The sequence below is a fragment of the bacterium genome (assembly GCA_020440705.1).
Classification (GTDB): domain Bacteria; phylum Krumholzibacteriota; class Krumholzibacteriia; order LZORAL124-64-63; family LZORAL124-64-63; genus JAGRNP01.
Genome location: JAGRNP010000005.1, coordinates 1 through 14,107 on the forward strand (window position 1 = coordinate 1; position 14,107 = coordinate 14,107).

The 14,107-nt window shown below is 70.5% G+C and carries 6 protein-coding genes; all 6 read right to left on the reverse strand.

Features of this window, described 5'->3' with window-relative positions; all coding sequences use genetic code 11:
- Positions 1 to 1,495: lamin tail domain-containing protein (locus KDM41_01720; protein ID MCB1182120.1), on the reverse strand; the 1,495-nt coding region annotated here is incomplete at its 3' end.
- 50 nt (positions 1,496 to 1,545) lie between these two features.
- Entirely contained in the window at positions 1,546 to 3,882 is a 2,337-nt protein-coding gene (locus KDM41_01725; GenBank protein ID MCB1182121.1) for a VWA domain-containing protein, read from the reverse strand.
- Positions 3,883 to 3,888: 6 nt separating this feature from the next.
- Entirely contained in the window at positions 3,889 to 6,582 is a 2,694-nt protein-coding gene (locus tag KDM41_01730; GenBank protein ID MCB1182122.1) for a pyruvate, phosphate dikinase, read from the reverse strand.
- A gap of 201 nt (positions 6,583 to 6,783) precedes the next feature.
- Positions 6,784 to 9,114 carry a hypothetical protein gene (locus KDM41_01735; GenBank protein MCB1182123.1) on the reverse strand — a complete coding sequence of 777 codons (2,331 nt, stop codon included), beginning with the start codon at positions 9,112 to 9,114 and terminating at the stop codon, positions 6,784 to 6,786.
- Between the two features lie 95 nt (positions 9,115 to 9,209).
- Positions 9,210 to 11,690: a hypothetical protein gene (locus KDM41_01740; protein ID MCB1182124.1), complete on the reverse strand. Its 2,481-nt coding sequence runs from the start codon at positions 11,688 to 11,690 to the stop codon at positions 9,210 to 9,212.
- A gap of 41 nt (positions 11,691 to 11,731) precedes the next feature.
- Positions 11,732 to 14,059, reverse strand: a complete 2,328-nt coding sequence (locus KDM41_01745; GenBank protein ID MCB1182125.1) for a hypothetical protein — start codon at positions 14,057 to 14,059, stop codon at positions 11,732 to 11,734.
- Between the last annotated feature and the right edge of the window lie 48 nt (positions 14,060 to 14,107).

The following is a 14,107-nucleotide window of genomic DNA, read 5'->3' on the forward strand; positions in this document are numbered from 1 at the left end:
CGGCGCGATCGAGCAGCGGCGGCTCCACCGCGAGGCCGCCGGCGTCGGGCCGCCCAGCGGCCGCACCGCTGTTGGGACAGCCGGGGGTGGCGCCCGCGGCGGCGGTGCAGGGCGCCCAGGCCTCCGCGCCGGGATTGACCGGCTCCGGCGAGGTCCGCTCGAGGCTGCGGCCGGTCTCCGTCTCCGGGAATCCGCCACCGCCCCAGGTCACGGCGTCCAGCACGACCCCCCGGGGATCGCACAGCAGCAGACGGTCGGCGTAGGGGCGGCCCGCCGGCGGCGTGTTGTTCAACGACGGCCAGCCGGACACGGCCACCACCACCGCCGCGGGCGCCCCGGCCGCGCACCCCGCCGCGCCGCTCGCGGCGTTTTCCCGCCACCAGCGCCGCAGACCGGTCGAATCCGCGGCCAGCACCGCCAGCCCGCCGGGTGCCAGGGGACGCGGCGGCAGCTCCGCCCGTCCCCCGTCGGCATCGGCCAGGACGTAGCCGGCCAGGTCGAGGGGGTCCGGCCCGTCCCAGAGCACCTCGACCCACTCGCCCTGCCCCGCCCCCGGCGCCGGCAGGACTTCGTTCAACCGCAGGGCGGCCGCCCCCACCTGCACGGTGCCCACGTCGACCCGCACGGTGTCGCCGCCCGCGGCCGGCACCGCCAGCACGAGAGGCAGCGCCCCCCGCAGACGGGGACGCAGGACGAAGGCCAGTTGCCGCTCGTCCCCGGGACGGGCCCCGTCCCACCAGGCGGTCGCCCGCCCCTCCGGCCAGGCCAGGACGCACGGTCCCGCGGGCCACATCTCCGTGCCGCCGTGGACCACGCGCACCGCCACGCGCAGCACGTCGCCGGGCCGGGCGAGGACCGGCGGCTCGTGCTCGGCCGCCGTCAGGGTGAGGGTGAAGGGATGGAAGTTCGGCCGCCCGGGCGTGGGCACGGCGAGGACCAGGTCGGCGGCGTTGTCGTCGGTGTCGCGCCCGTCCGGACGGCGGGCCAGGGCCAGGCCGGCCCCGGTGCCCGCGGGATGCCCCTCGAAGAGCGCAGGATCGTCCAGGGGCCCGTAGCCGAGCAGATCCAGGGTGAGGTCGCCCCGCACGAGACGGACCGCGTCCGGGCCGTTCTGGAGCCCCAGATCGACCTCCGCGTCGACCGGTTCGGACCCCGCCCAGGGGCGGTCGCCCAGCAGGAAGCGCCCCCCGGCCGGCACCACCAGGCCGTCCGGGGCGGTCCAGCGCACCAGCCACACCGGCCCGTCGGCGCCGTTGGCGAACTCGAGCCGCACGCCGTCGAGGGCGAGGGGATCGGGCCCCGGGTTGAGCAGTTCGACGAACTCCCGGCCGTCGTCGGCACCGGACGGATCCGGCAGGACCTCGTTGAGGACGAAGTCCCGGGCCGTCGCCCGCGGGGACGCGGACGCGGTCAGCACGCCGACGACGAACGGCAGCAGCAGGCGGGTGAGAAGGCGCGTCTCCGCGCGCCCGGGGCATCCCGGCACAGGGCCCATGGCGGGCCTGCCTTTCCGGGAGGAATCAGCGGGTCGGTCGCGAACGAGAGCTAGAGCAGGCCGTGGCGGCGGCGCAGGAACCACTCGCAGCCGAGCAGCACCGTGACGAGGACGAGCAGGGGCCAGCCGAGCCGGATGTCCAGCCGCCGTCGCTGGACGACCTCGTCTCCGGTCCAGGCCACCGCGGCGAGGTCGTCGATCAGGCGCCGCACCTCGGCCGGATCGCCGGCGTCGTAGAAGGCGCCGTCGCCCCGGGCCGCCAGCTGCACGAGCCGCCGCCGGTCCATGCGCACCTGCGTCTCCTCGACGCTGTGGGCGGCCACGATCAGGTCTTCCTCCGGGCCCAGCACGGGCGGGTCGCCGGCGCCCTGCAGCTGCACCGCGTAGCGGCCCGGCGCCAGGGGCGGCAGCTCCACCTCGGACAGCCCGGGCCGCTCGGCCGACGGCCGCATGGCGAAGCTCTGCTCGCCGGTCGTGTCGGCCCCGGCACCGGACGGCCCGCCCGCAGCGCCGTCGGATGCATCCCCACGCGTCCTGAGGATGACGTTCAGGGCGCGGTCCCGCACGGGCTGCCCCCGCATGTCCCGCCACTGGGCGCCGAGCCGGATCGGCTCGCCCGCCTGGAAGAAGCTCTGGCGCCCGGTGAACACCAGGCCGGACTCGTCGAGGCCGGACGCGCTCCACACGAGCAGGTTGCGCAGCAGGCGGCGGCCCGCGTGCCGGGCGTCGTCGCCGTCGGTCCGGCGGGCGCTCTCCCAGAAGGCCAGCTCCCACAGGTGCCGGCCACCGAACCACCCCACGCGGCCCTGGCCGCGCGCGGCCACCACCAGGACCGGCTGCCGCCGCTGCTCGCCGCCGACCGCCCCGCGCGGACCGCTGCTCAGCAGCACCTCCGCCCCCGCCCGCGGCGCGACCAGCCCCACCTCGGCCAGGGGCGGCAGCTCGCGCAGCCCGACGCCCCCTTCGGCGTCGCTGCGCAGTTCGACCCCGGCCAGCAGCGGATGCCCCGCCCCGCCGGCGGCCACGTCCAGGAACTGCGGCCCCGGTGCCCAGCGCCAGGTGGCCACGTCCACCGGCAGGATCTCGGCGAGGGTCGCCGGCGGCGGGAAACCCTGGGGCGCACCGCCGGGACCGGACTCGCCGCCGGCCAGGACCAGCAGCCCGAGTCCCGCCTCCACCGCCTCGCCCAGCTCGGTCCAGTCGACGGCCGCCACCAGGCCGGTCCAGCCCATGAGCACCACCGCGTCCCAGTCCCGCCAGCCGGCCGCGTCCACGGGGGGCACCCAGGCCGTCAGGCTGTCGGCAAGAACCAGGCCGCGCGGCGAAGGACGCACCACCGTCAGGGCCAGGCGCTGCTCGGCGGCGGCAGCCTGGGCCAGGAAGCGCACGTCCCACGAGGGTCGCCCCGTCAGCAGCAGCACCCGCGCCCGCTCCTGCCGCACGTTGATGGCGAGCGACGCCCGGTTGTTGGCGGGGAAACGCTCGTTGTCCAGGACGTCGACTTCCAGATCGTAGGCCTGCAGTCCCGGTCGGTCCGGCCGGAAGGCCAGCTCGAGATTCACCAGTTTCTGGTCGATGGTCAGCGTCGTGTCGGCCACGACCCCGTCCGGGCCCACCAGCCGCGCGCTCAGGCGCCGGGCCGCCTTGGCGGCGTTCCCGTCCAGATAGCGGTGGTCGACCACGAACTCCACCACCACCTCGTCCCCGGCGTAGGCGGTGTCGGGATAGCGCAGTTCCTTGAGGATGCGGTCCGGCGGACCCGCCGCATCGCCGACGCCGACGACGAACAGCGCGCCCGGCGCCGCCCGCCCCGCCGCCTTGCCCTGGGCCGCGGCCACCGTCTCCTGCCCGTCGCTGATGACGACTGTCGCCCGCACCGGCCGGCCGGCCAGGCGGTCGGCGGCCTGGCTGCGCAGCCCGGCCAGATCGGTGCCATGGGACGTGGGCGGGGCCACGACCGGATCCTGCAGCCCGAAGGAGACGAGCGGTCCGAGCCCGTTGCCCCGCAGCACCACCGGCGCGACCCGCCGCCCGTCCGCGTCGAGGGCCGCCGTGACCGCCTCGGCCACCGCCAGGGCCCGCTCCCAGCGGCCGCCCGCCGAATCGGGCCCGGCATCGGCGATGGCCATGCTGCCCGAGTCCTCCAGCAGCAGCGCCACCTCGGCCGGACGCGCCCGCACCAGCAGGCGCGAGAGGACCGGTCCGGCCAGGGCGATGATCAGGAGCACGAACACCGCCGCCCGCAGCTGGGTCAGCGTGCGCCGCAGCCCCGCCGCCGGCGCCGGCCGCGTCTGGCGGTAGGCGCGGACGGTCCAAAGGACGGCCCCTGCCGCTCCGACGAGCAGCAGGGGCCACATCCAGACCGGTGTCGACCAGTGGACGTTCACCGGCACCTACTTTCCGGCGTCCATCTTCTCCTGGACCACGACCTGGGCCGCCGCCAGCCGGGCGATGGGCACCCGGAACGGCGAGCAGCTGACGTAGTCGAGGCCCACCTTGTGGCAGAAGGCGACCGAACTGGGGTCGCCCCCGTGCTCGCCGCAGATGCCCAGGTGGATGTCCTTGTTGGTGGCGCGACCCTTCTGCGCCGCCATCTCGACCAGCTGGCCCACGCCGGTCTGGTCGAGCTGCTGGAACGGGTCGCTGGGCAGGATGCCCTTGCGCACGTAGTCCGGCAGGAACACCCCGGCGTCGTCGCGGCTGTAGCCGAACGTCATCTGGGTCAGGTCGTTGGTGCCGAAGCTGAAGAAGTCGGCGACCTCGGCCATCTGGTCGGCCAGCAGGGCCGCCCGCGGGATCTCGATCATGGTGCCGACCAGGTAGTCGACCTTCATGTCCTGGGCGACCATGACCTTCTCCGCCACCTCGATCGTCAGCTCGCGCAGGTCAGACAGCTCGCGCCGCGTGCCCGTCAGCGGGATCATGATCTCCGGCCGGACGTCGACGCCGTCCCGCTTCACGTCGCACGCCGCGCCGATGATCGCGGCGACCTGCATCTCGCAGATCTCCGGGTAGGTCAGGCTCAGGCGGCAGCCGCGGTGACCGAGCATGGGGTTCAGCTCGTGCAGCGAGTCGATCTTGCGCTCGAGCATCTCCAGCGAGACGCCCATCTCCTTCGCGAGGGCCTCGACGTCGGCCTTCTCCTGCGGCAGGAACTCGTGCAGCGGCGGATCGAGCAGGCGGATCGTGACCGGCAGGCCCTCCATCGCCCGGAAGATGCCGTCGAAGTCCTCCTGCTGCATGGGCAGCAGCTTGTCCAGGGCCTTGCGGCGCGCGGGCTCGCCCTCGGCCAGGATCATCTCGCGCATCTTCATGATGCGCTCCTCGCCGAAGAACATGTGCTCGGTGCGGCACAGGCCGATGCCCTGGGCGCCGAACTCGCGGGCCTGGCGGGCGTCGTGCGGGGTGTCGGCGTTGGTGCGGACCTTCAGGCGCCGCGTCGCGTCGGCCCAGCCCATGACCTTGGCCAGGTTCGGGTCGTCCAGATGGGGCGGCACGAGCGCCGGCGCGCCCGCGATCACGGCGCCGGTGGTGCCGTTGATGGTGACCAGGTCGCCCGCCTTGAAGGTCTGGCCGCCGATGGTCATGACGCCCTTGGCGCTGTCCACGAAGAGCTCGCCGCAGCCGGCGACGCAGGGCTTGCCCATGCCGCGGGCCACCACGGCCGCGTGGCTGGTCATGCCGCCGCGGCTGGTCAGGATGCCCTGGGCCACGTTCATGCCGGCGATGTCCTCGGGGCTAGTCTCGCGCCGCACCAGCAGCACCTTCTTGCCCGTGGCCGCCACCTCGACGGCGGCCTCGGCGCTGAAGACGACCTCGCCCTGGGCCGCGCCCGGGCTCGCGGGCAGGCCCGTGCCCAGCACGGTCAGCTCGGCGTCGGGGTCGATCTGGTCGTGCAGGAGCTGGTCCAGATGGTCCGGCTCGACCAGCAGCAGCGCCTCGTCGCTGGTGACCAGGCCCTCGGCCTCCAGTTCGGCGGCGATGCGGATGGCGGCGACGCCGGTCCGCTTGCCGTTCCGGGTCTGGAGCATCCACAGCCGGCCGTCCTGGATCGTGAATTCGATGTCCTGCATGTTCTTGTAGTGGCCCTCGAGGCGGGCCCGGATCTCGCGCAGGGCCTGGTACGACTCGGGCATGACCTCTTCGAGGGTCGGCAGGTCCTTGGCCTCGTTGCCGGCCGGCAGCATCTCGCGACCGGCCTTGTTCAGCTGCTGGGGCGTGCGGATGCCGGCCACCACGTCCTCGCCCTGGGCGTTGACCAGGAACTCGCCGTAGAAGTGGTTCTCCCCGGTCGACGGGTCGCGCGTGAAGGCGACGCCGGTGGCCGAACTGTCGCCCAGGTTGCCGAAGACCATGGCCTGGACGTTGACCGCCGTGCCCCAGTCGTGGGGAATGCGGTTGATGGTGCGGTAGTCGATGGCGCGCTGCACGTTCCACGAGCGGAACACGGCGGCGATGCCGCCCCACAGCTGCTCGAAGGGATCGTCGGGGAAGTCCTGGCCGGTGGCGGTCTTGACGATGCCCTTGAAGGTGGCGATGAGCTCCTTCAGGTCGTCGACGCTCAGTTCGGTGTCCAGCTTGACGCCGCGGGCGGCCTTGATCTCGTCGATGGCGTGCTCGAACTTCTCGCCCTCGACGCCCATCACCACGTCGCCGTACATCTGGACCAGGCGGCGGTAGCTGTCGTAGGCGAAGCGGGGGTTGCCGCTCTTCTCGGCCAGGCCGGCGACGGCCTCGTCGTTCAGGCCGAGGTTCAGCACGGTGTCCATCATGCCGGGCATGGACACCCGGGCGCCGGAGCGGACGGAGAACAGCAGCGGGTCGCTCGCGTCGGCGAAGGTCTTGCCCATGACCTTCTCCACCTTGGCGAGGGCCTCCTTGACGTCGGCCTTCAGGGCGTCGGACAGGGCGCGGGTCTTCTGGTACTCGATGCACTGCTCGGTCGTGACCGTGAATCCGGGCGGCACCGGCACCCCGAGGCTCACCATCTCGGCGAGGTTCGCACCCTTGCCGCCCAGCAGGTTCTTCATGCCGGCATGGCCGTCGGCCTGCCCGTCACCAAAGAAAAAGACCCTCTTGCCGCTCATGACGTCTCCATCGGTCGAAGTCCAGGAATGCCCCGTGAGCCGGGGGCGTGGCGAAATTTCCACAGAGTGGAAGTAATGACAACCCGAGTTGTCCGTCAAACAAAAAACAAGCTAAAAAAACGGGCCCGATTCGGCGAATCGGACCCGATTTTCATTCTCTGTGCGCAGCCGCGGCTCCGGCCGCCGGCAGGCTCCCGCAACCTACCGGATGACGACGATGCGCCCCCAGTGGTCGTCGCGCGCCGGCATCTCGACCTTGTAGAGGTACACGCCCGCCGAGATCTCCGCCCCGTCGCGGTTGACCGTGTTCCAGTAGATCTGCCCGCCGGTCTGGTTGTCCGGACCGAGGTTGATCACGTCGTCGCCCGCCGTGGTGAAGACGCGCACCCGCGAGCCCTCGGGCAGGTTGGTGAAGACCACCAGGCTGCCCTCGCCCCGCGGCACGCCGGCGCCGAGACGCACCGGGTTCGGATACGCGTACACCTCTTCGCCCCACACGTCCGGCGTCACCGGCTCGTTCACGTCGAAGCGCGTCGAGTTGCCTTCGCCGACGAAGGGCGAGAGTTCGTCCCCGGCCCAGCGCGGCGAGAAGAACATCTCGTTGGTGTTGCTCTGGGGCGTCGACAGGGCGGTGTTCCCGTAGTCGAAGGCCGTCACGGCGTAGTAGTACGAGAAGCCGTTGTACACCTCGTCGTCGAAGAAGCGCAGGGTGTCCGGATCGCTCAGGTCGAAGCAGGCCGCGCGCTTGGCGGCGAAGCACTGGGGAATGATCTCCAGGCTGTTGTCGCCGCAATAGCCCTCGTAGCAGTCCTCGGGATTGACCCGGTCGAACAGCCCGACGAGGGTCATGTTCCGTCGGTCGTGGGACGACGAGCGCCACACCGCCCAGCCCTGGAAGGTCTGGGCCACCAGCCGGAAGGTGTCGTTGCGGTTGACCTCGCCCCCGCCGGCGAAGGAGATGCGCAGGCCCAGGTCGAGCCCCCGCAGCTCCGTCGAGGTCGCGGTGCTGTAGGTGTCCTTGAGTTCGAGGACCGTGCCGCCCTCGTAGATGCCTCCGCCGTAGGAGGCCTGCGTGAAGGTGCGGTCGGCCGCGCGCGAGGGCGCCAGCGCGACGCTCGCCGCCAGCAGGGGCTGCTCGGCGTACAGCTGCCAGCTCGCACCCGAGTCGGTCGACTGCAGAAGGCCCCACTTGTCTTCCATCACCAGCATCTCGCCCGGCGCGCCCGGACGCCGGATCATGCTGAAATTGCCCAGGGACGCCAGGTTGGTCGGCTGCAGACCCGGCTCCGTGGCGACCAGGCTCCAGGTGGCGCCGCTGTCGGTGGTGCGGAAGAGGCCCTTCTGGGACACCGCCATCACCAGCACCTGCGGATTCACGTCGTCGACGAGGACCTCACGCGCCGAGTACACCCAGGCGCCCGGGTTTTCCGGGTCCGAGACGAGCAGGTCGCCGTAGAGGTCGGTCCAGTCCTGGCCGCCGTTGGTGGTCAGGTAGACGCCGTGGAAGGCCAGCGCCGCCGCGATGCGGTCCGGGTCGGCCGGATCGACCGAGAAATCGTTCACCACGCCCATGCCGTAGGTCCGGTTGACCTCGGGCACGTCGAGGTTGTCGGGCACCTCGAGCACCGACCGGGTGAAGGACGCGCCGCCGTCGTCGGAGAGGAACACGCCCCAGTTGGGCATGGCCACCAGCAGACGCGACGATTCCCAGTTCAGGGCCGAGACGCGGTAGGTCGTGACGGGCGTGGCGGCGGGATCGAGTTCCGACGTCCACTGGGTGAAGGTCTGGCCGCCGTCGGTGGTGACGAAGAGGCCGCCGGTCGCCGTGCCCACCGCGAAGGAGTCGTTGTCGCCCGGGGCGACGGCGATCTTGGTCACGACGCGCCGGGTCCCCAGCACGTCGCTGCCCACCTGGCTCCAGTTGGTGCCGTTGTACACGTAGACGCCGCTCGGATTGCCGTCGAGGGTGGTGCCGCGGGTGAAGGCCGCGACCATGAACTCGCCCGTCCCCCGGTCGAGGGCCACGGTGTTCGTGCGCAGCCAGGTCATCGGCAGGCCGTTGTTGACCTGCGCCCAGCCGCCGAGCGGATCGTTGCGCCAGATGCCGCCGTTGTTGGAGATGTTGATCTGGCCGCCGATGGTGCCGTTGGTCGCCGGCCCCTCGTTCTGCCACTGGATGGTGATGCTGGTCGCGTTCGGGGCGCCGACGAGGCCCGAATCGGCCGTCGTGAACTTGAACACGCGGTCGACGCGGTCGCCGAAGCCGCCGTCGACGGACACGTCGAAGTCGAGGGTGTCGTTGCCGGAGAGGCTGTAGCAGGTGGCCTGGTCGAGGTTCAGGTTCGGCCAGCTGATCGTCAGGCCCTGCTTGCCGGTCGTCTCGAGGCGCAGGTCGACCGACGCGGGAGAGATCAGGTAAAGCGAGTCCGCGGCGCAGACCTCCGGCGGGGTCTGGGCCTCCGCCGACCCCGCCCCCAGCATGGTCAGGGCCACGGCCGCGACCGCTCCCGTCCGGAAAGCTGCGGATTTCACGCTTCCGAGGTTCATTCAAGCCTGCCTTTCGCGAGTCTTGTCGCCGTCCCGGCCGATCGGAGCGGCCGGGACGCGGTGCCGTCGTCGTGCGCGGCCTACTGGTTGATCTGCAGACCGAAGTACTGCAACACCCACCGGATCGCCTTGCGGCTCTCCTCGTGGTCGAATCGGTACGGGTCGAAGCCCCAGAAGACGTCGGCCTTCTGGTTCGGCTTGTCCTGGATCATCTTGTAGGACATGTAGCCGAACACGCGGCCGTTGGTCTTGGCCGTGCCGTAGATCTGGCCGCCGTACGGATCGAGCGCCAGCGGACCGCAGTCGTCGGCGATCTCCGCGTCGGTCCAGCGGCTCGAGGGCCAGTCGGTCTCGCCCCGCGACCAGCGGTACTCCCGGATGTAGTCGAACCGGGCGATGCCACGGAACATGGGCTGCACGCACAGGCCGTTCGGGCTGAAGTCCGGATCGCATTCCTGCGGCACGATCGGCGTGCTCCGCGAGGTGATGTTGGCGTCGATGAACTCGTCGCGGTTGAACGGGAACGCCGTGCCGAAGAGCTTCATGGTGTCGGCCGCCGCATCGACGTAGTCGTGCCAGTCGATCTGCGGCTCGGTCCAGATGGTGTCGGCCACCACGCCGGGGCCGATCAGGTGGTACTCCTGGAAGGCCGGATCGAGCACGAGCCCCTTCAGGCCGACGCACTCGGGCGTGCGGTCGAAGCGGGTCACGTTCTGGCGGTTGTAGATGTACTTGGTCGCCGGCGCCGTCCAGTCGAGGGCGGCGATGCCCGCGGTGGAGTACGGGTACTGCAGGGGCCCGCGCAGGACCCGCGTGCCGTCGGGCCGCTCGTTGGTGCCGAAGCCCACCACGAAGGACTGGCCGTTGAGCTGGAACGTCTCCTCGCGCGTGTTGAACACGATGGGCGTCATGTAGTTGGGCAGGCCCTCGAGGTACGACTCCATGGACGACTGGCCCACGTAGAAGAGGTTGCCGCCGCGCTGCTGGTACGGCGTCATCCAGACGTACCGGTCCCGTCCGCTGATCGGCCGCATGCCGGAGTCCGGGTCGATGAACATGCGCTGGGCCGTGTCGTTGAACTCGGCGTAGCAGAGGACGGTCTTGTAGCCCACGAGGTCGGAGAACTTGACCTCGTCGGTGTGGTCGCGCCAGTCGCGCTCCCAGTTCAGGCCCTCCACGCCGCCGGTGCCGGCCTCCAGGAAGCGCCACCAGGGGTTCCGGTACGACTCGTCGTTGCGCGGGGCGCCGTTCTGGTCGGGCCAGTTCTGCACCAGGCGGTCGACGGTCGCGTCGATGACCATCAGGTTCTGCTGGAACGCCGGGTCGACGAAGGGCACCACGCGCAGGGTCCGCGTCGAGACCGTCACCTGGCCCGAGTCGTCGACGACCCGCACCGTGAAGGTGTGCAGACCTTCCTGGAACGAGCGCTCCTCGGCGAAGCGGTTCTGCTCGGACGTGCCCGGCGGCACCGCCCAGCCCGGATCGTTGGGATCGTTCACCGAGATGAGGTCCCAGCCGTGCCGGTAGGAGGCGATGCGCCCGTTGTAGGCCTCTGCCGAGGCCGACCACGAGAAGTTCAGCGGCTGCCCGCCGGCGATCTCCTTGGGCAAAGTCTCGGTCGACTGGCTGGTGCCGAGGAAGGGCTCGGACAGGGTCACGATCGGCCGGTAGAAGTTGGCGAAGATCTTGACGTGGGCGACTTCCTGCTGGTACCCCAGCCCCACGCTGCGGGCGCCGGCGGTGTCCTGCACCTGCACGGCGAAGAGGAAGTACTCGCCGTTGGGCTGGTTGTCGAAGGCCACGCGCCGGTCCTCGTCCAGCGGCGCGTAGGGAATCCAGTCCGACCACTCCGGATCGTCGAAGCTCAGGACCTCGTCGTAGTAGAGGTTGTACTCGTTCCGCGTGCGGATGGCGTTGCCGGCGTCGTTGATGGCCGGCTTCCAGACGAAGCGGGCCTGGGTCGGCACGCGCAGGTCGAAGTCCGGATCGCGGCCCGACCAGCTCATGTTCACCGTCGGCGGCACGTTCATGAAGCCCTGGCTGTTGAGGTTCGGGTACACGGCCCGGGCCACCGGCACGAGGGTCGTCGCGGTGAACGACATCATGGCCGGCGTCGGATCGACGGCCCCGCGGTCGTCCATGGCCCGCACGAAGATCGTGTGGGAGCGGAAGCTCCGCGGCGAGGTCGTGTCGCCGGGGAAGCCCGACTGGTCGGCCAGCACGAGGAACGTGGAGTCGTTGGCCGTGGTGAAGTTCCACGGATGCAGCACGGCCCCCGTCAGGGGGTCGACCGTCAGCGTGTCGCGGGGGCTGATCCCGTCGACGCCGTTGTCGCTGATCTTCCACTGGTAACCGACGATCCGGCCGTCCGGGTCCGAGCCCGTCCAGTTGAACTGGACCGCGAAACTCGCCTCCAGCAGCGTCGGCGGCTGACCGGTGATCCGGGTGTCCGGCCGCGCGTTGGGGATCTTCGATCCACCGAGCTCGGTGTCCACCGAGCACCCCGCGGCGACGACCACCAGGGCCAGCGCCAGCACCATCGCAATGTTCCGCCTGATCATTGAGTCACTCCTCGGTCCTCAGGTCACCATGAAGTGGAAGCCTAGGGCATCTCGCACGTGTACGTGCCGGTTCCGTAGTCGATCACGAGCCGGAAGTCCATGGAAATGGGCTCCGCCAGCGGATGACTCGACATCGCCCCCCGCGAAAGGGGCAGACTGCCCTGCAGGCCCGGCATCCCGGAATCGCAATCGCGCCAGGAAGCCGTCCCGGCCAGCGAGACGGTCGGCCGCACCTGCTTGAAGTAGTTGTAGGAGCCCGGACGCCGCGGCGTCGTGTTGCACTGGGTCTGGTCGATGGCCACGACCCGGATCTGCCCGTTGCCGAACTGCTTGACGGTGGCGTCGAAGATGTCCTGGGCGATCGCGGGATCGCCCCCCGCCTGGATGAACGTCAGCAGGGTCAGGTAGGTCGCCGGACCGCTGGTGACCAGCGTCGTGGGCACCACCACGTCGACCTCGAGCCGCCACAGGCCGCTGGCCGGGTCGATCCGCAGCCCCACGCCGTCGCCGGCCGCACCCCAGGTGGGCGAGAGGATGTCGTCGTTGCCGCCGCCGTCCTTGATCTGGTTGAACGGGTCGCACTCGTAGTCGATCTGGTAGGCGAACGCCCCGGAGCGCCGCAGGGCCAGCGACCACGCCTCGCGGGCGTCGTCCTTGCTGTGCAGCAGGATCGTCATGCGGTACAGCTTGGCCTGGACCACGTACTTGGTGCCGGCCTGGTCGTCGTTGGTGTCCGAGACGTTCACGAAGTACGTCTGCTTGTCGACGAGCATGAAGAGGTCCTGGATGTACTGCAGGGCGTCGGCCTGGGCGCCGGTCGCGGTGACGCGCATCTCCGGCGTGTCCTGGAAGCAGGGGTGCGTGGCCGGATCGTCGATGCACTCGAGGCTCAGGTTGTAGGCCGAGGTCATCGAGGTCTTGGGCTGGAACTCGATGCACTGCAGGCAGGGCGGGTAGCCCACGTCGAACGTCAGCTTCGCCGGCGAACCGTCGCGGCGGTCATGCTCGTCGACCGACTGCATGTTGAAGGTGTAGGACGAGGACGGCCCCACCATGAAGCCGAGGGTGTCCGCGGCCCAGCAGGTGTCGCAGGTCGCGGGCCAGGTCGGGTCGCGGTCGAGCACCGACGACTCGGTCGAGAACGAGAAGGTGCCGCCGAAGAAGTTGCTCCGCACGCCCTGCACGTAGCCGGCCAGGCCGACCGGCTTGGTGGGGTCCTGGATGGCGTCGCGCGGGTCGTCGCGCGCGAGGGCCTTGACGACCACGTAGCTGCGGTCGGGGATCCGGTCGCCCGATTGGAACGGGTAGCGGGTGGGCTCCGCCTGGGTGTCGTTCAGCAGGGTGTAGTACGGGTACTGCTGCGGGTCCTCCGGGTGGGCGAAGTCGGTCTCGCCGTCGAGGACCAGCGTCTGCGGGTCGTAGTTCACCACGAAGGAGAAGCCGCGCGCGAACTCCGCCACCTCGACCCCGGCGATGTCGATGGAGTTGACCTCGAGGGACACGCTGCCGCTCGGCAGCAGCTTGCGGAAGGGGCTCGAGCCCGAGTCGTTGTTCTCGAAGCGCAGGGCCGTGGCCGGGCCGAAGTAGCTGAAGCTGTCGCCGGTCGCCTCGTTGAAGCGGCGCGGATGCCAGCAGTCCTGCAGGCTCGGGAGGCAGCCGCCGCCGAGGTCGCCCAGGAGCTGCCACTTGTAGCCGAAGAGGCCGTCGTCGACCGGCGGCACGGTGTCGAGCAGGGCCAGCGCCTCGGGGGCGTAGCCGCGGATGTTGGGCGACGTCCCCTCCCAGTGCACCTCGTAGGGGAAGCCGTAGCCGACGGTGTCGCGCTCGCCGGCGGCGAAGTCCTTGCGGGTGCCGTTCTCGAGCACGCGGTAGAAGTTGATCGACGGGTTCCCGAGGGTGTTGCTGAAGAAGTGCAGCCGCGCCGGCGTGCGGTCGTAGGCGCCGAAGTCGTCGATGGCCACCATGTGCAGCGTCATGTCCGCGGCCTGATTGGTGCCCTGGTCGATGGTGAAGTTGAAGACCGAGTCGGTGCGCGTGGTCCAGTTGGCGATCTCCAGGGTGGACGCATCGAGGGCCGGATTGAAGTTCTGGTCCTCCTCGTCGTCGGTGGTGTCGTCGTCCTGGATCGTGGTGTCGGTCAGGGCCCACACGAAGCGCTCGACCCGGCCGTCGGCATCGGAGCCGTACCAGAAGACGTGGAAGTGATAGTACCCCCCACCGTCCTCGATGGGCGCGCCGATGATGAAGGTCTCGGGCGGCTTGTTCACGATGACCGCTTCGGGCTCGAACGCCCGGCAACCGGTCAGGAGCAACGCACCCAGAACCGCCGCAAACAGCAGTCCCGCATAGGAATTTCGCCTGTTGATCATACTGGCAAACGCCCCCTCGGAAGCATTTTAGGGACTTCAGGTTTGTTT